At 70.4% G+C, this 17,485-nt stretch carries 18 protein-coding genes; 12 read left to right on the forward strand and 6 right to left on the reverse strand.

The genetic code is table 11. The features are described 5' to 3' along the window. Nucleotides 1-5 precede the first annotated feature (5 nt). A complete protein-coding gene (locus EV193_RS22565; protein WP_130346213.1) occupies nt 6-674 on the reverse strand; it encodes a hypothetical protein in 669 nt (222 codons plus the stop codon). A 66-nt stretch (nt 675-740) separates the two neighbouring features. Between EV193_RS22565 and EV193_RS22570 the strand changes: the two genes are divergently transcribed. Then, complete coding sequence (locus EV193_RS22570) at nt 741-1,625, forward strand: hypothetical protein (RefSeq protein ID WP_130346214.1); 885 nt, start codon at nt 741-743, stop codon at nt 1,623-1,625. A 114-nt stretch (nt 1,626-1,739) separates the two neighbouring features. Here EV193_RS22570 and EV193_RS22575 read toward each other — a convergent pair whose 3' ends face one another. Beyond that, nucleotides 1,740-2,195, reverse strand: a complete 456-nt coding sequence (locus EV193_RS22575) for a phospholipase (RefSeq protein ID WP_242613585.1) — start codon at nt 2,193-2,195, stop codon at nt 1,740-1,742. Nucleotides 2,196-2,364: 169 nt separating this feature from the next. Next, nucleotides 2,365-2,928, reverse strand: a complete 564-nt coding sequence (locus EV193_RS22580) for a TetR/AcrR family transcriptional regulator (RefSeq protein ID WP_130346216.1) — start codon at nt 2,926-2,928, stop codon at nt 2,365-2,367. 140 nt (nt 2,929-3,068) lie between these two features. Here EV193_RS22580 and EV193_RS22585 point away from each other — a divergent pair, with 140 nt between their 5' ends. Beyond that, complete coding sequence (locus EV193_RS22585) at nt 3,069-5,228, forward strand: MMPL family transporter (protein ID WP_130346217.1); 2,160 nt, start codon at nt 3,069-3,071, stop codon at nt 5,226-5,228. Here EV193_RS22585 and EV193_RS22590 read toward each other — a convergent pair. After that, nucleotides 5,223-5,723, reverse strand: coding sequence for an amino-acid N-acetyltransferase (locus EV193_RS22590; protein ID WP_130346218.1), 501 nt, complete (start codon nt 5,721-5,723; stop codon nt 5,223-5,225). The two genes, EV193_RS22585 and EV193_RS22590, sit on opposite strands and share 6 nt — an antisense overlap. Nucleotides 5,724-5,833: 110 nt before the next feature. On the opposite strand from EV193_RS22590, the gene EV193_RS22595 reads away from it, so the two are divergent. The 9 genes from EV193_RS22595 (at nt 5,834) to EV193_RS22635 (ending at nt 14,783) form a co-directional block, all read left to right on the forward strand. Further along, complete coding sequence (locus EV193_RS22595; RefSeq protein WP_130346219.1) at nt 5,834-7,273, forward strand: MFS transporter; 1,440 nt, start codon at nt 5,834-5,836, stop codon at nt 7,271-7,273. 12 nt (nt 7,274-7,285) lie between these two features. Then, a complete protein-coding gene (locus tag EV193_RS22600) occupies nt 7,286-7,849 on the forward strand; it encodes a TetR/AcrR family transcriptional regulator (protein ID WP_130346220.1) in 564 nt (187 codons plus the stop codon). 362 nt (nt 7,850-8,211) lie between these two features. Beyond that, the gene (rimO, locus tag EV193_RS22605; protein ID WP_130346457.1) at nt 8,212-9,609 is read left to right on the forward strand and encodes a 30S ribosomal protein S12 methylthiotransferase RimO; all 1,398 of its coding nucleotides are present in this window, start codon (nt 8,212-8,214) and stop codon (nt 9,607-9,609) included. Continuing rightward, nucleotides 9,606-10,265: a CDP-diacylglycerol--glycerol-3-phosphate 3-phosphatidyltransferase gene (gene pgsA / locus EV193_RS22610; protein ID WP_165401467.1), complete on the forward strand. Its 660-nt coding sequence runs from the start codon at nt 9,606-9,608 to the stop codon at nt 10,263-10,265. Before rimO ends, pgsA begins: the two co-directional genes overlap by 4 nt. After that, nucleotides 10,262-10,771, forward strand: coding sequence for a CinA family protein (locus EV193_RS22615; protein WP_130346221.1), 510 nt, complete (start codon nt 10,262-10,264; stop codon nt 10,769-10,771). Before pgsA ends, EV193_RS22615 begins: the two co-directional genes overlap by 4 nt. 138 nt (nt 10,772-10,909) lie before the next feature. Beyond that, nucleotides 10,910-11,374, forward strand: a complete 465-nt coding sequence (locus EV193_RS22620) for a helix-turn-helix domain-containing protein (RefSeq protein ID WP_130346222.1) — start codon at nt 10,910-10,912, stop codon at nt 11,372-11,374. A gap of 274 nt (nt 11,375-11,648) precedes the next feature. Beyond that, a complete protein-coding gene (locus EV193_RS22625) occupies nt 11,649-12,491 on the forward strand; it encodes a PspA/IM30 family protein (protein ID WP_130346461.1) in 843 nt (280 codons plus the stop codon). Nucleotides 12,492-12,512: 21 nt separating this feature from the next. Next, the gene (gene pspM / locus EV193_RS22630) at nt 12,513-13,355 is read left to right on the forward strand and encodes a phage shock envelope stress response protein PspM (RefSeq protein ID WP_130346223.1); all 843 of its coding nucleotides are present in this window, start codon (nt 12,513-12,515) and stop codon (nt 13,353-13,355) included. Between the two features lie 174 nt (nt 13,356-13,529). After that, nucleotides 13,530-14,783, forward strand: coding sequence for a uracil-xanthine permease family protein (locus EV193_RS22635; protein ID WP_130346463.1), 1,254 nt, complete (start codon nt 13,530-13,532; stop codon nt 14,781-14,783). Here EV193_RS22635 and EV193_RS22640 read toward each other — a convergent pair. Then, nucleotides 14,746-15,807 (reverse strand): quinone-dependent dihydroorotate dehydrogenase, encoded by a 1,062-nt coding sequence (locus EV193_RS22640; RefSeq protein WP_130346224.1) that lies wholly within the window; start codon nt 15,805-15,807, stop codon nt 14,746-14,748. The genes EV193_RS22635 and EV193_RS22640 overlap by 38 nt on opposite strands. Nucleotides 15,808-15,841: 34 nt before the next feature. Here EV193_RS22640 and EV193_RS22645 point away from each other — a divergent pair, with 34 nt between their 5' ends. Next, nucleotides 15,842-16,696, forward strand: coding sequence for a hypothetical protein (locus tag EV193_RS22645; protein WP_130346225.1), 855 nt, complete (start codon nt 15,842-15,844; stop codon nt 16,694-16,696). On the opposite strand, the gene EV193_RS22650 is transcribed toward EV193_RS22645, so the two are convergent. Beyond that, nucleotides 16,680-17,483 (reverse strand): DNA-formamidopyrimidine glycosylase family protein, encoded by an 804-nt coding sequence (locus EV193_RS22650; RefSeq protein WP_130346226.1) that lies wholly within the window; start codon nt 17,481-17,483, stop codon nt 16,680-16,682. The two genes, EV193_RS22645 and EV193_RS22650, sit on opposite strands and share 17 nt — an antisense overlap. Between the last annotated feature and the right edge of the window lie 2 nt (nt 17,484-17,485).

Here is a 17,485-nt window from a genome sequence, read left to right on the forward strand (position 1 = left end):
GGGGATCAGCGGTAGCCGTATGGGCCCGGTGGCATCGGCTGTAGCGGCGGCTGGGCGAACCCGGAGCGCGGGCCGACGGCGCAGCCGATCGTGGTGAGGACCAGTCCGGCGAGAGTGAGCCACGCGCCGGCTTCGAGGTCGCCGATGTCGGCGCCGACCAGGTCCGTCCACATGACCCACGCGGTGACGTGCAGAGCGGTGAACAGGACGCAGACCACGGTGAGCGCGATCCTCGCGCCGTTCAGCCGCCCCGCGCGCAGCCCGGCGCCCCAGATGCCGAATGTGAGGAACGCGCTGACCCGGCCGCGCACCGAACCGAGCGACCACATCAGCGCGAGCATCGCCTGGGCGGCGGCGAAGCCGAAGATGCCGAACTTCAGATAGAAGAAGACGAAGCCGTTCTCCTTGTCCGGCGGCACCAGGTCCTTGTCGTAGGCCTGCACGTACGGCTTGGCCGCGTCGACGTAGCTCCCACCGCCGTCCGTCCAGTCGATCGCGAAGATCCCGATCACTATCAGCACCGTGCCGATCACCGCCGGGATCGCGCCCCAGCCCGGCAGTGTCCACGGCTGCTGCTGCGGCGGCATGTACTGCTGCTGCGGATACTGCTGGCCGTACGGGGGCTGCTGCTGCGGCTGTCCGCCCCAGGGCTGGCCCGGTCCCGGGTAGTTCATGGCGCAGAGAGTAGATGCCCGCGAATTCGCTGTGGCCGGGGATGCCGATCAAGGATGATGAGCGGCGTGACCAAGCCGGATGACGCGATCATCGAACAGCGTCTTTATGACGCCGTGGACCGGTGGGGCGCGGCCGGCCCCGCCGAATTGGTCGACACGGCGTGCGACGCGCTGATCGCCGGCTTGGACTCGCCGGCGCTACGGGACCTCGCGGGCGCCTCGGCGCGCGACCCGTACTGGGAAATCCGCGAGTTGGTCGATCAGATGCTCGCCGAACTGGGGATTCCCCAGCCGGGAACGATTCTGCCCGGCTTCGTCGTCGCGGCGGGCGGGGGAGTGGCCCGTCGCCCGGGTGTCGACTCGCTGCGGCTGGATGTAGCTCCGGCGCCCAGCGAGGTGGGTGGCTTCCAGGTGCTGATCTCCGTCAACGACGAGGAGATGACGGCCGCGGCAGCGGGCCTCGGCATGGACCCGTACGACATTCTCATTCCCGCCAACCGTCTGATCGCAGGCAACGAGCCGCACACCGTGCCGATCGCCCGCTGCGGTTGTGGTGTGTACGGCTGCGGGTCCACAGACATCAGGATCACTCGCGACGGCGATCGGGTGCACTGGGACTGGCTGATTGAGGTGCCCATGCGTCGCGGGGTCACCTTCCCGGCCGACCGGTACGACGACGAGGTCGCGCGCGTGGCGGCCGACCACTCGTGGGAGACGCCGGACCGAACCGCCGGGCGGCTCGTGTTGACCGGCGTGGATCACGAGCGGTTGCGTGACAACGGCCTGCACGTCGACTGGGCGGCGAACGACCATCGGAACGCCGAGGTGTTCCGGGTGGTCCTGCGGTCCGACGACTCTCAGGTGTTCGTCGACACGCCGTGGCGCGGCCGCGCACCCGAGGAACTGGCGCGCGAGGTGTGCAAGACATTGGCGCGTGCGCCGCGGGAATAGCGAGCCGCACGGTGCCCGATCAGGCTCACATCGACCGAGCCGCCCGAGATCGCCGGGCCGGCCTGGCACCGCGAGTGGTGCCAGGCCGGCCCGGCTGTCCACAGTGGACGGTCGTCAGCTGCCGCCACCGAACTGGCGGACGGCCGCGTAGTACACGTCGGCGAACCGGTTGCACGCCCAGTTCCCGTCGCACACCGTGTACATGTCCTTCTTGAAGTTGTCGTCGATGCGCTTGCGGTTGTCCTCGCTGAACCGGCTCTGCTTCTTGTAGTTGCGGTAGCCGAAGTCGTGGCGGTAGCACGCCTTCACGAGGTTGAACCCGAACGGGTTGTCCGGCGAGTTCGAACACCCGTCGGAGGACCAGTCGAGCTGGTTGGCGTACGGCTTGTCGCCGCGCAGGGTCTGGAACGCCGACAGCGACTTGCTGTACAGGTAGTTGTCGGTGGTGGACCGAAGCTGGTCGGGGGTCAGATCGGCGGAGGCCGTCCCGGCTCCGACGAACAGGGTGCCAGCCACAGCGGCGGTGGCGACCGACGCACGGATGGTGCGACGCAGGGTTGAGGTGGCCACGGGTGTCACTCCCTCGTGAGGCGAACGCGGACAACCCATTCCGCACCACGTGATCGACTTTGCCAACCCCTGTTTGGTTGAATCGTGGTTAAGGGGTTGCGCGGGTTGGGGCAGCAGGCTTCTGCCCAACCCGCGTGACCTCTAACGTTGCCCGACAAGGGATCGACCCCTATTCGCGCGCCGCGCCCCCTGGTTGGCCGAGAACCGCCAGCGCCGCGGCGAGCGCCGGCTCGCGCAGTTCGTCCTCGGAGGCGTCCGGGAACGACACCACGGCGAACTGCAGCGCCCCGAACGCCGCGATCATCCGCACCCGCTGCTCCAGCGGCGCGTCGTCGGTGACCAGGATGTGCTGAAACTCGTCGAACTGCGCCCTGATCCGGTCGCCGATCGCCGTCTTGGTGAAGATCGCGATGTCGTTGCTCAGCAGGAGCGCGACGTGCCGGTGCCGCAGCAGCATCTCGGTGTGCCGCTCGAGCAGTTCACGCAGCTTCACCGGATCGGAGACCGTCGTCGGCGCTGCGTCCATGAGGTGCCGCATCTCGTCGAAGATCGGCTTGAGCAGCGCTTCGAGAATGTCCTCTTTGGACCGGTAGTGGTAGTACAGCGCCGCCTTGGTGAACCCGAGCGTCTCGGCGATCTGGCGCAGCGACGTGCCCTCGTAGCCGTGTTCGGAGAACAACACGAGGGCCACCTCGCGGATCCGTCCGGCGGTGTCCTCCCTTCGAGTGGACATCCGTTCCTCTCTCCAGCGGGCACATCGGACGCGATGCAGTCTTGACCTTGATGTGACGGCCGACAACTTACTTGACGGCCGGCAAGTAAGCTCGCTAACTTTACGGCCGGTAAGTGGGGCATGTCCAGTCAGGGGAGATCATGTTCGAGCGCATCGGACGCGTCGTCGTCCACAATCCGTGGAAGGTCATCGGCATCTGGGTGCTCGCCGCGTTCGCCATCGTGGCGTTCTCGCCGAAGCTGACCGACATCACCAACTCGGATCAGACCAGCTTCCTGCCGGACAGCTACGAGTCCGTCGAGGCGACCAAGATCGCCGAGAAGGCGTTCCCCACGGGCAAACAGGCGACCGCGCTGGTCGTGTTCAAGCGCCAGGACGGCGCTCCACTCGGCGTGCCCGACCAGGGGCGGGTCACCCAGGTCGCCGGTGAGCTGAACGCGGCCGGCATCGACCGGGTCAAGGGAGTCGTGTCCGGCCCGGAATCGTTGTCCCCCAACCATTCCGTGCAGTTGGCGAACATCGCGCTGGACGGGCAGGCGCAGGACCAGCCGGTGGTCGACGCGGTGAAGAAGGTCCGCGAGAAGCTGTCCGCGTCGTTGCAGGGCAGTGGTCTCAAGGCCGGTGTCACCGGTGACGCGGCACTGATGCTGGACAACCAGGACTCGTTCAAAGACGGCGAGAAGCTGATCGGCATCGCCACGATCGTGATCATCATCGGGCTGCTGTTGTTCATCTTCCGCTCGCCGGTCGCGGCACTGCTGCCGGTGGTCTCCGTCGGTCTCGTGTTCACCGTGTCCACGTCGCTGATCGCGTTGGCGGGCAAGGCATTCGACTTCCAGGTCGGTCAGGAGCTGGGCTCACTGCTGACCGTGGTGATGTTCGGCATCGGCACCGACTACATCCTGTTCCTACTGTTCCGATATCGAGAACGGCTGCGTGCCGGCGACGATCCGAAGCAGGCCATGGCCACCGCGGTGGCCCGGGTCGGCGAGGCGATCGCGTCCGCGGCCGGCGCGGTGATCGTCGCGTTCTCCGCGCTGGTGCTGTCCACGCTCGGCTCGTTCGCCACGCTCGGCCCTGGCCTGGCGATCGCGGTGGCGACCATGCTCGTCGCCGGCCTGACGCTGATCCCGGCGATCGTGTCGCTGCTCGGCACCAAGGTGTTCTGGCCGTCGAAGAAGCAGTGGCAGCAGGAGCACCAAGGAACGCTCTCGGCCAAGACCGGCAAGCTGGTCGGCCGCCGGCCCGCGCTGGTCGCCGGCGTGTCCGGGCTGGTCATGGTCGGGCTCGCCGTCGGCGCGCTCGGGTTCACCGCGAACTACGACCAGATCGACCAACTCCCGTCGGACACCGAGTCGTCGCAGACGTTCAAGGACATGCAGCAGGGCTTCCCGGCCGGCGCGCTCAACCCGACCAAGGTGATCGTGGTGTCCACCAACGGCGCGCCGCTGAGCCAGGACGCGGTGACCAGGGTGGCGACGGCGGTCGGGGGTGCCGAGGGCGTCGGCAAGGCGATGGCCGAGTCGCTGCGGCCGAACGCCACCGTCGGGCAGATCTCCGTGCTGTTGAAGGAAAGTCCGTTCAGCAACGCGGCGCTGGACCTCGTCGAGAAGGACGGCCCGGTCCGCAACGCGGCGCACGCGGCGGCCGCGCCGGACACCAGAGTGCTCGTCGGCGGGCAGACCTCGGCGTTCGCCGACGTGCGCCAGGCGACCAACCGCGACCTGACGGTGATCTTCCCGGTGGCCGCCGTGCTGATCGCGCTGATCCTCGGGCTGCTGTTGCGCAGCATCGTCGCGCCGATCTACCTGATGATCGCGGTCGTGGTGAACTTCCTGGCCACGCTGGGCGCCACGGTGATCGTGTTCCAGGGCTTCGCCGGCAACGCGGGGCTGATGTTCTCGCTGCCGATCATCCTGTACCTGTTCGTCGTGGCGATCGGCACGGACTACAACATCCTGATGATCGCCCGGCTGCGCGAGGAGGCACGCGAGGGTAAGGATCCGCGTACGGCGGCCGACCTGGCCGTGGAGCACGCCGGCCCGTCCGTGGCCGCCGCGGGTGTGATCCTGGCCGGCACGTTCGCCGCGCTGATGCTCGCCGGTGTCAGTCTGCTGACCCAGATGGGCTTCGCCGTGGCGATCGGCATCGTGCTGTCCGCGTTCGTGATGTCGATGTTCTTCGTGCCGGCGTTCACCGCCATGATCGGGCACAAGGCCTGGTGGCCCGGTCACGGTGACGAACCGCGGGTCAAGGCGGTCGAGCAGCACCGAGATGACGCGGTCCGCAGCGGCCTATAGCTCGAGCAGCATTCGCGTGTTGCCGAAGGTGTTCGGCTTGACGTAGGGGAGGTCGAGGAACTCGGCCACGCCTTCGTCGGCCGAGCGCCTCATCTCCACGTACACGTCGGCGGACACCGGTGTGCCGTCGATCTTCACGAACCCGTGCCGGCCGAAGAACTCGGTCTCGAAGGTCAGCACGAACACGCGCGCGAGGCCGAGTTCGCGCGCGGTGTCGATCAGCTTGGCGACGATCGCGTGACCGACACCGCTGCCGCGATCGCCGGGCAGTACGGCGATCGTGCGCGCCTCGGCGATGTCCTCCCACAGCACGTGCAGCGCGCCGCAGCCGAGCAGCTCGCCGTCGCGTTCGGCCACCCAGAATTCCTGCACGTCCTCGTACAGGGTGACCAGGGGCTTGGTGAGCAGAACTCGCCCGGCGTACGTGTCGATGATCGCCTTCATGGCCCGCACGTCGCTGGTTCGTGCCCGCCGTACGAGCACATCGTCCTCCACGGAGATCAACCTAGCCGAGCGCCGCCCGGCCGGGCCGAGGCGACACGTCCACAACAAGTTGTACTACGGTACAAGTAGTACGATGGTTCAACTTGTGACGAGGGGCGTTGATGAGCGGAAACCGTGCGGGGTGGCGGCAGTGGTGCGGCCTGGCGTTGCTGGCGCTGCCCACCGTGCTGCTCGGGCTCGACGTGACGGCGCTGTACCTGGTGGAGCCGAGCCTGGCCGCGGAGTTGGACCCGACGCCGGTGCAGACGCTGTGGATCATGGACTCGTACGGCTTCTTCGTCGCCGGATTCCTGATCACCATGGGCACCCTGGGGGACCGGTTCGGGCGGCGCCGGCTGCTGATGATCGGCGTGGCCGCGTTCGGCGCCGTCTCCACCCTCGCGGCCTACGCCCCGAGCGCGTCCTTGCTGGTGGTGGCCCGCGCGCTGCTCGGCGTGGTCGGCGCGACGCTCATGCCGTCGACACTGTCGCTGATCAGCACCCTGTTCGCGGACGTGCGGCAACGGGCCGTCGCGATCGGCGTGTGGGCGACGATGTTCGCCCTCGGGATGGCGGCCGGGCCGGTCGTCGGCGGTGCGCTGGTCGCCGAGTTCTGGTGGGGCGCGGTGTTCCTGATCGCCGTCCCGGTCGCCGTGCTGGTGCTCGCCCTGGCGCCGGTGCTGCTGCCGGAGTACCGCGCGCCGCGAGTCGGGCGGCTGGACCTGCCGAGTGTCGGGCTGTCGCTGGCGGCGATGCTGCCGATCACCTACGCGATCAAGCACGCCGCCGCGAACGGGCTGGACGTTCAGACGCTGGCCGCCGCCGCGCTCGGTATCGTCTCGGCGGTCGCGTTCGTGCGCCGGCAGGCCAGACTCGACGCGCCGCTGCTGGACACCCGGCTGTTCAAGAACCGGGCGTTCTCGGCCGCGCTCGCGGTGCTCCTCGTCGGGCTGATCGGTGTGGGCGGCGTGATGTACCTGACCACGCAGTACCTGCAGCTCGTCGGTGGGCTCACGCCGCGGGTGGCCGGACTGTGGATGGGTCCGCCGGCGCTGGCCATGCTGGTCGCGGGAATCGGCGCGCCGCTGCTGGCCCGCCGGGTGTCACCGGGTGTGGTCATGGCCGGCACGCTGGCACTGTCCCTGGTGGGTTACGCCCTGCTCGCGGGTGCCGGGCTGGACAGCAGGCCGGCCGTCGTCACCGGGTTCGCGTTCGTGTACCTCGCGCTCGGGGCCATCGCCGCGCTGGGCACCGACATCGTTGTGGGCGCCGCGCCCGCGGAGAACTCCGGCTCGGCCGCCGCGCTGTCCGAGACCGTCCAGGAGCTGGGCCTCGCCGCCGGGGTGGCCCTGCTGGGCAGCCTCGTCACGGCGATCATGGGCGACAGTCGTTCCGGCGGCCTGGAGCACGCACGGGCAACCTTCACCCATGGCCTCAACGTGGCCGCCGTCGCGGTCGGTGCGGCCATCGCGGCGGCGGCCGTCGCCTGCTTCGTGACACTGCGACACCTGCGCCCGGTCGGTCACCCCGAGCCGCAGTCGGAGGCGTTAACCTCCAGCTGACGGGGAGGGACGATGGCCGGTGAACAGTCCGCGGTCGACGGGCGCAAGGTTCGCGGCGTCCGCCGCAAGGCGCAGATCATCGACGCGACGCTGACCGTCGTGCACCGCGACGGTGCGGCCGGGGTGACTCACCGGACGGTCGCCAAGGAGGCGGGCATTACCGCCAGCCTGACGCTGTACTACTTCGCCACGCTCGACGATCTGCTGGTCGCGGCGCTGACCAGCGTCGCCGACGCGTACACCGAGCGGATCCGCACGATCATCGACTCGGACGAGGACAAGCTGCTCGGACTCGCCGAACTCCTCGCCGAGTCGGCCGGTCCTGGGCGCGAGCGCGCGTTGGCCGAGCGCGAGCTGTCCACCCTGGCCGCGCGCCGGCCCGCGCTGCGCCCGGTCGCCCGGCGGTGGCGGGACAACGTGGCCGAGCTGGCCAGAACGCAGACCGACGACCAGGACGCGATCGAGACTCTGGTCGCGCTGTCGGACGGACTGTGCGCCGCGATCCTGCTCGGCGATCGAGAGGCCGACCCCGCGCACCTCCGCACTCTGCTCAGCAATGCCCTGTCCACCCACTGAGGTCGACCGGCCCACCTACACCTACCAAGCCTCACGCAGCCGGGTGTGTTGACCGCCCCGAGCGCAAACCACGCTGAGGTCGAAATTCATTGTCGAGGGCGGTCGCCCTTACGACGCCGGAGAGACAGAGGGCGAGGAACGAGCCCACTGTCTCGGAGGAGGCGTGACTGAACCACCCACGAAACCCAACCACCCACACTCGGCACCCAGCCACCCACCCAAAAAGACCACAACCCCGTTCGGCGAAGCCGAACCAGGCGACCCTGCCCTCGATAGAGAGCGGAGCGACCTTGCCCGAGATAAAAAAGCTCCAGCTACCCTAGGGCCTTGTGTCCACCCAACCCGACTCGCGCCGCGTCGCCATGCTCACGCTCGGCTGCGCCCGCAACGAAGTCGACTCCGAGGAGCTAGCCGGCCGGCTCACCGACGGCGGCTGGAACCTGGTCGACGCCGACTCCGGTGCCGCCGACGTGATCGTGGTGAACACGTGCGGGTTCGTCGAGTCGGCCAAGAAGGACTCGGTGGACACGCTGCTCGCCGCGCACGACGTGGCAGAGACCAGCGGCGCGAAGGTGGTCGCGGTCGGCTGCATGGCCCAGCGCTACGGCTCCGAGCTGGCCGAGAGCCTGCCTGAGGCGGACGCCGTGCTCGGCTTCGACCACTACCCGAACCTGGGCGAGCGGCTGGACGACGTGGTCGCCGGGCGGACCGTCGCCTCGCACCAGCCGACCGACCGGCGAACGCTGCTGCCGATCAGCCCGGTCCAGCGCCCGGCCGCCGCCGAGCAGGTCGCCGTTCCCGGACACGGGTGGGGGCCGCGCGTGCTGCGCACCCGGCTGGACGACTCGCCGGTGGCGTCGCTGAAGATCGCGTCCGGGTGCGACCGGCGCTGCTCGTTCTGCGCGATTCCGTCCTTCCGCGGCTCGTTCGTGTCCCGGCACCCGGACGAGATCGTGGCCGAGGCCGCGTGGCTGGCCCAGCACGGCGCCCGCGAGCTGTTCCTGGTCAGCGAGAACTCCACGTCCTACGGCAAGGACCTGCCGCGCGAGGTCGGCGGGCCGGACGCGCTGGACAAGCTGCTGCCGAGGCTCGCCGCGGTGGACGGCGTCCTGCGGGTGCGCGTGTCCTACCTGCAGCCGGCCGAGACGCGGCCGGGCCTGGTGCGCACGATCGCGACCACGGACGGCGTCGCCGACTACTTCGACCTGTCCTTCCAACACTCCAGCGAACGGGTGCTGCGGCGGATGCGCCGGTTCGGGTCCACCGACTCGTTCCTGGAGCTGACCAAGCAGATCCGCGCGCTGGCGCCGGAGGCGGGCATCCGCACCAACGTGATCGTCGGCTTCCCCGGCGAGACCGACGCCGATCTTGACGAGCTGCGCCGGTTCCTCACCGGGGCGCGGCTGGACGCCGTCGGCGTGTTCGGCTACTCCGACGAGGACGGCACCGAGGCCGAGACGCTGGACGGCAAGCTCGACCCCGAGGTGATCACCGAGCGGGTCGCCGAGATCGGCGGGCTGGTCGAGGAGTTGACCTCGCAGCGGGCCGAGGACCGGATCGGGCAGGAGGTCGCCGTGCTCGTCGAGACCGTCGACGGCGGCGAGCTGGCCGGTCGGGCCGCGCACCAGGCGCCCGAGGTGGACGGCGAATGCGTGATCGTCGACGGTGACGGGCTGGCCGTCGGGGACATGGTGCGCGCCAAGGTCGAGGCGTCCGAGGGCGTCGACCTCGTGGTGCGCCCGCTCGAGGTCCTCCGGTGAGTACCGCGTCGGCGGACTCGGCCGACCATCCGGACACCGCCGACGCACCGGACGCACCGGCGGCGTCGCTGCCCGAACCGACCGTGGTGCCGCTGCTGAACGTGGCGAACATGCTGACCGTGTCCCGGCTGGCGCTGGTGCCGGTGTTCATGCTGGCGCTGTTCGCGGGGGACGGGCACGACACCACGTGGCGGCTGATCGCGGCCGGGCTGTTCGCGGTCGCGTCGATCACCGACCACCTGGACGGCAAGCTGGCCCGCCGGCTCGGCCTGATCACCGACTTCGGCAAGATCGCCGACCCGATCGCGGACAAGGCGCTGACCGGATCCGCGCTGGTCGGGCTGAGCATTCTCGGCGAGCTGCCGTGGTGGGTGACGCTGGTGATCGCCGCGCGCGAGGTCGGCGTGACCCTGCTGCGATTCTGGGTGATCAAGCACGGCGTGATCCCGGCGAGCCGGGGCGGCAAGCTCAAGACACTGGCGCAGATCGCGGCGATCTGGCTCTACCTGCTGCCGCTTCCGTCCACTGTGGACGGTGTGCTCTGGGTGGCCATGGGGATCGCGCTCGTGCTCACGGTCGTCACCGGAATCGACTACGTGATCAGGGCGGTCAAGCTCAGGGCGCGTGGCAAGCGCGTGAACCCGCAGGCCGGATGAGTTCACTCGACACCGGGATCCCGGAGGCCGCACTGAGGCGGCTGGTCGACGCGCTGCGCGAACGAGGGGAGACGGTCGCCGCCGCCGAGTCGCTCACCGCGGGCTTGGTGTGCGCGCTGCTGACCACGGTGTCCGGGTCGAGCGCGGTCCTGCGCGGCGGGCTGGTCGTGTACGCCACCGACCTGAAGGCCGAGCTGGCCGGGGTGGACCGGGCGCTGCTGGCCGAGCACGGCGCTGTGCACCCGGACGTGGCGGGCGCGCTCGCCACGGGTGCGCGGGAGCGCTGTGGCGCCGACTGGGGGCTCGGGTTGACCGGCGTCGCCGGGCCTGACGGACAGGACGGTCAGCCGCCCGGGACGGTGTTCGTGGCCGTCGCTGGGCCGAATGGCGCGCCGGCGACTGTACGTGGCGAACAAATCGCCGGAGGCCGTCACGAGGTCCGCTCGGCGGCGGCGCGAGCATGCTTTTCCCTGCTCGCGGGCCAAATAGGGGTGCCATTCGAGTGACCATTCGGGTGACACTGAGGAACATATCGGCCTCGATCCGCGTTCGCCCTTGGCGGACGGGAGGTCAAGTCGCTGCGCTTGCTCGTCCCGGCTGGGTAACGTGTGAGTACGGCGCACCGTGGAGAAGGGAGGCGCGCGATGACCGTGCTGCTGCGCGAGGCGATCGGTGATCGGCTCCGTCACGCTCGCACCAACAAACGCCGCACGCTGCGCGAGGTCTCCCGCACAGCCCGGGTCAGTCTTGGTTACCTGTCCGAGGTCGAGCGGGGCCGCAAGGAAGCCTCCAGTGAGCTGTTGGCCGCGATCTGTGACGCTCTCGAGCTCCCGCTGTCCGATTTGTTGCACAACGTCGCACTCGACATCGACTCGTTGTCCACCGTCGGCACCACTGTGCCCGCCAGGATGGACACCGTCCCCGCACCGGCCGAGGCCGGCGAGCGCGAGGAGCGCGACCCGACCGCCAGCGCGTCGGTCGACGGTGGCGAACTGGTCGAGCCGCTGCTCGGCGACACGCTGTCCGACCTGCGGATCCAGCCCGCACTGCGGCACCGGATCGACGGGTCGATCGCCGACTCCCGGTCCGGTGGGGTGCTGGTCGCCTGATCTTCGCCGTCTCGTCGGGTGACCGTGATCGCCCTGAGATCCACCCACTCGAAGGGTTGTGATCTTCTCCGGGTAGATCCGGAGTGATCCCTGATTTCGGTGGGTCTTGTGGAACGTGCGCGTCGCACCTGACACGATGGAACCCACAGCGGTACCCCGACGTTGCCAGACTGACGTTGCCAGAATGCGGCGAATGGCGGTACCACCCAACCGGGCCCCGCAGTCGGCGCACTGGGGGCGGCAGTCAGCAGCACGGAGAAGGCAGGCGGAGGAGATGGCCAACCCGTTCGTGAAGTTCTGGAAGTACCTGATGGCGGCGTTCTCGTCGAAGATCGACGAGCATGCCGACCCGAAGGTGCAGATCCAGCAGGCCATCGAGGATGCGCAGCGCCAGCACCAGGCGCTGTCGCAGCAGGCGGCCGCGGTGATCGGCAACCAGCGTCAGCTGGAGATGAAGCTCAACAGGCAGCTCGGCGACGTGGAGAAGCTGCAGGCCTCCGCACGTCAGGCGCTCGTGCTGGCCGATGAGGCCCGCGGCAAGGGTGACGAGCAGAAGGCCACGGAGTACGAGAACGCGGCGGCGAGCTTCGCCACCCAGCTCGTGCAGGCCGAGCAGGGCATCGAGGACTTGAAGACCCTGCACGACAACTCGCTGCAGGCGGCCGAGCAGGCCAAGAAGGCCGTCGAGCGCAACGCGATGACCTTGCAGCAGAAGCTCGCCGAGCGCACCAAGCTGATGAGCCAGCTCGAGCAGGCCAAGATGCAGGAGCAGGTCTCCAAGTCGCTCAACCAGATGACCGAGCTCGCCGCGCCGGGTAACACCCCGTCGCTGGAGGAGGTCCGCGACAAGATCGAGAAGCGGTACACCACCGCGCTCGGGTCCGCGGAGCTGGCGCAGAACTCGGTGCAGGGCCGCATGATGGAGGTCCAGGCCTCCACCACGGAGATGGCCGGCAAGTCCCGGCTGGACCAGATCCGCGCGTCCATGTCCGGCGGCAATGTCGCCGGCGAGGTGACCAGTGGCTCCGGGCAGTCGGCGGGCAGCAACATCCAGGCCGAGATCCAGAAGCGCGTCGCGCAGGAGCAGCAGCAGAAGGCCAACCCCCAGGGGTCCTGACCTACGAAGTGACGGTGTGCCATGGGCCCGCGCGGGCGTGACCTGATCCAGCTGACCCAGCTCGTCTCACGACATGTGAACGGGCCCGTGGCACAGCAGATCCGCGACCGGATCGCGCGTCGGGACGATCCCGACGTGCGCCGGGCGCGGGAGTGGGCACGGCTGGAACGTCGGGCGGCCTGGGCCAGCCGGTGGATGACGCTGTGGGCGCTGATCACGGTGATCTGCACGGTGATCGTCGTGGTCGCGCTCACCGGCGTGAGCGATTTCAAGCAGCCGGTCACTCTCGCGCTCGGCTGTGGTGCGGTCGGCTTGGTGTCCGGCACGTTCGCGTTCCGGTCCGGCCAGCGGCTGCGGGTGGTCCGTCGTGCACAGCGGGACTTCGGCGAGGCGCCGAAGTCCCGCGCCGTGCCGGCCGCCTCCGCCGTGTTGCCACCTCGCGGTTCGGTGGCGCGCGAGCCGATGGTCCGGCTGGCCGACGCGGAGGAGACGCTCGGCGAGCTGCTCACCCAGTTGTCGACCGGCAAGGTCGCCGTGCCGGTGGAGTCGATCGAGCACGCCAGGGCGACCGGTGCCGAGGCCGCGGCCGCACTGCGATCCGTGGCCGCCAGGGTGCAGGCCGTCGAACGGGCCCGTGAGGCGGCGCCCGCGTCCGAGCGTGCCGTGCTGTCCGACGGGATTCGCGACATGCGCCGGCAACTCGACGAGGGTCTCGACGGGTACGGCACGTTGGTCGCCGCGGTCGGCCGGCTCGTCGTGGACAGCCCCAAGGCCGGTCCGGATCGCGACGCGCTGACCGATGCGACCGACCATCTTGCCGGGCTCGCGGCGGCACTGCGCGATCTCGCGCCACACAACCCGTGACGGCGACCGGCGCAACGCCTTAGGCCACTTCTCGTAGTACCCGCGCAACGATCGGGTGTTCCTTTCACCTATTGTTCCGCCATTCAGGTGATGCCTGGCGCGTGCTACCTCTGATCCGGTGACGGGACGTGGCACCATGCCTCGCAATTCCGGAGCCCGGTGGAGGCGTAGGTGATGTGGTCGCTGCACGGTGAGCGCGCCGGCGACACGGTCGCGGTGCGCGAGCGGTCCGCGTGGCCGTCGGCCATCGGGTTCGGCGTGCAGCACCTCGCGGTGACGCTCGGCGCGGCGATCGTCGTTCCCGCCGCGACCGGGCTGCCGGTCGGCGCCACGCTCCTGTTCTCCGGCATCGGCACGCTGCTGTTCCTGGTGGTCACCCGAAACCGGGTGCCGGCGGTCATGGCGCCCTCGTTCGCGTTCGTCGCCCCGCTCAGCGCCTCGGCCCATCACGACACGGCGGCCAAGCTGGGCAGCGTGCTCGCCGCCGGCCTGATCCTCGTCGTGGTCGGCATCGCGGTGAAGGCGCTCGGCGCGCGCCTTCTCGAGTCGCTCATGCCGCCGATCGTGGCCGGCTCGGTGATCGTGCTGATCGGGCTCTCCGCCGCACCGAGCGCCGCCGCGGTCGCGCAGCGCCAGCCGATGGTGGCCGCGCTGACCGCCGGTGCGGTGCTGATCGCGGTGGCCTGCACCCGCGGCCCGATCGCCCGGCTGTCCGTACTGGCCGCGATGGCGCTCGGCACGATGCTGGCCGCCGCCGGCGGCGGGATCGACCGGGCCCGGCTGGACGCGCTGATCGCCGCCGACTGGGTCGGCCTGCCGCAGTTCCACACGCCGTCGATCCGCTCGTCGGCCGTGCTGCTGGTGGTGCCCGTGGTCCTGGTACTGGTCGCGGAGACGGTCGGCCACGTCAAGGCGATCGCGGCGACGACCGGCCGCAACCTCGACGGCAGCGCGGGCGACGCGCTGATCGCCGGCGGCCTCGGCGCGTCGCTGGCCGGTGCCGGCGGTGGCGCCAGCCCGGCCACCTCGGGCGCGAACATCGGCGTGATGGCGGTGTCGCGGGCGTTCTCGATCGCGGCGTGCGCGGCGGCGGGAGTGTTCACGATCGCCCTGGCGTTCAGCCCGAAGGCGGTCGCGCTGCTCGCCTGCGTGCCGGCCGGTGTGGTCGGTGCGGTGGCGCTGCTGTTGTTCGGCGCACTCGCCATGATCGGCGTGCGGATGTGGCCGCACACCGGCACGACGCTGACCGAGCCGGCGAACGCGCTGGTGGTGGCGGTGGCCGTGATGGCGGGAGTGGGCAACCTGACCGTGCCGCTAGCCGGGATGCAGGTGCCCGGCGTGGTGTGGGGCTCGGCGGCGATCGTGCTCGGTTACCCGGTGGTCAGGCGGCTCACCGCGCGCCGGGACGCCCGGCGAGCGACCGGTTGATCGACCGGACCAGCATCGGCCCCTCGTAGACGAACCCGGTGAACACCTGGACCAGGCTCGCGCCGGCGTCCAGCATGCGCGCCGCGTCGTCGGGGGAGTGGATTCCGCCGACGCCGATGATCGGCAGTTCGCCACCGGTGAGCTTGCCGGCCAGTGCCACCACCTCGCGCGCCCGCGCGGCGAGCGGCCGGCCGGACAGCCCGCCGGCCTGGTCGGCCAGACCTGCGTCCGGCGCGGCGAGCCCGTCACGGGACAACGTGGTGTTGGTGGCGATCAGCCCGTCCACCGCGTGCTCGGCGCACACGTCCAGCAGCTCGGCGATGGCCTCGTCGGACAGGTCCGGCGCGATCTTCACCAGCAGCGGCCGGCGGGGCAGATCGTGTTGGCGCGCAAGGGAAAGCGACTCGCCACGCAGTTCGGCCAGCAGCTCGCCGAGCGCGCCGCGGTCCTGCAGCGAGCGCAGCCCCGGGGTGTTCGGCGAGCTCACGTTGACCGCGAAGTAGTCGCCGTACGGGTACAGCTCGCGCAGCGAGGAGACGTAGTCCTCGACCGCGTCCCCCACGGGGGTGATCTTCGACTTGCCGATGCTGATGCCGAGCGGCACGCCGATCCCGCCGAGGGTGCGCAACCGTTGCGCAAGTGCCGCCGCGCCCTCGTTGTTGAACCCCATCCGGTTGATCAACGCGTCGCTGGCCGGCAGCCGGAACAGTCGAGGTTTGTCGTTGCCCGGCTGCGCGTGCTGGGTAACCGTGCCGACCTCGACGAACCCGAAGCCCAGCGCGGGCCACGCGGCCAGCGCCACACCGTTCTTGTCCATCCCGGCGGCGAGCCCGACCGGGTTGGGGAAGCGCAGCCCGAACACGGTGGTCGGCGCGTCCACGGCGAAGTACCGGTGCAGCGCGCTCAGTGCCGGCCGCACCGACGACAGCCGGCGCAGTCCGGCGACCGTGCGCTCGTGCGCGATCTCGGGGTCACCCTTGCCGAGCCGGAACAGGACACGCCGGACGAGTTGCTTATACGCCACGCGCTCATCGTGTCATCCGAGAGATGATGGCACCGTGGCCCGTACCAGTGCACCAGATCTGACCTCGGCGGCCGACGAGCTGTACGCGTTGCCGAAGGAGGAGTTCATCGCGCGGCGCGGCGAGCTGGTGAAGCAGGCGCGCGACGCGGGGGAGCCCGAGGTCGCGGCGCGGATCGGCAAGCTCGCCAAGCCGACGACGGCGGCGTGGCTGGCCAACCAGCTCGCCCGGCAAGAGCCGCGCGCGGTCGCCGATTTCGTCGACCTCGGGGCGCGGCTGCGCGAGGCGCACGGCCGGCTCGACGGCGGCACGGTGCGCACGCTCTCGGCTCAGCGCACCGAGCAGGTGCGCGAATTGCTCGCACTGGTACGCGAAATCGCCGACGGGACGCTCACCGACACGGTGTTGCGCGACATCGAGTCGATGCTCACCACGGCGCTGGCCGACCCGGCCGCCGCGCGGGCGCTCAGCGCCGGCCGGATGACCTCGGCGAAGAACCTCGGCGCGCCGGACTGGCCGCTGTCGCTGGTCGCCGCGCCGGAGCCGCGCGAGGAACGCGAGCCCGCGCCGGAGAAGCCGGACCCGAAGCAGGCGAGGCGGATCGAGCGGGCGCGTGACGAGCTGAAGGCGGCGCGTGCCGAGGTGAAGGAGGCCGAGGCGGCACGCTCGGAGAGCGAGCGGACGCTGGAGGAAATCGAGGACGCGGCCACCACCGCGGCCGACCGGGTGCGTGAGCTGGAGCGGGAGCTGGAGACGGCGCAGCGCGACGCGCGGACGGCTCGCCGGGACAACAAGGGCGCACGCGAGGCGGTGCGCGAGGCGGGCCGGCGCTCGGACCGGGCGTGGCGGGCGGTGCAGCAGGCCGAGCAGGCGCTCAGCGAACTGGAGTAGGGCCGGGCTGGCACGTGGGGCAGTAGTAGGCGACCCGTTCGCGCAGACGCTCGCCCTGGGAGGTTCGCACGACCCGGCCGCCGCAGCGCAGGCAGCCGGCGCGCTCGCGGGCGTAGACCCACAGCCTGCGGTCCCGCACGTCGTACCCGGTGGTACTGCGCGCGGCTCGGGAAGCGTTGCGCCGCAACAGCTCCCGGCCGATCCGCACCGCCTCCGCGGTGTCCACTCCGGACACCGGCGTCCACGGTGAGACGCCGAGCAGGAAGCACACCTCGGTCTTGTACACGTTGCCGAGGCCGGCCAGCACGCGCTGATCGAGCAGCGCGATGCCGATCTCCGCGTCCGGGTCGGCCGCCAGGTTCTCGGCGGCGCGGCGGGCGTGCTCGTCGGTCCATCGCGGATCGAGCAGGTCCGGGCCGAGGTGCCCGACCAGCCGGTGTTCGTCCACTGTGGACAGCCAGGCCAGCTCGTGCAGCGCGAACCCGACCGCCGTCTTGTCCCCAGTGGACAGGATGGCGCGCGCCTGGTGGGCCGGCCGCCGCCAGCGCGCCCGAGGCCGGTAGACGTGCCAGGCGCCGTCCAGCTCCAGGTGGCAGTGCAGGCTGCGGCCGCCGTCGAAGCGCAGGAACAGGTGCTTGCCGACCGGGCGCACCTCGATCACGGTGCGCCCCGCCAGGTCCACAGTGGACAGCCGAGGGTGGCGGATCTCCCCGCGCAGCAACGGTTTCCCGACCAGCGCGGCGGTCAGCTCGCGCGCCGTGCGGAAGATCGTGTCACCCTCGGGCACCC

It is taken from the genome of Herbihabitans rhizosphaerae (genome assembly GCF_004216555.1).
GTDB classification, from domain to species: Bacteria; Actinomycetota; Actinomycetes; order Mycobacteriales; family Pseudonocardiaceae; genus Herbihabitans; species Herbihabitans rhizosphaerae.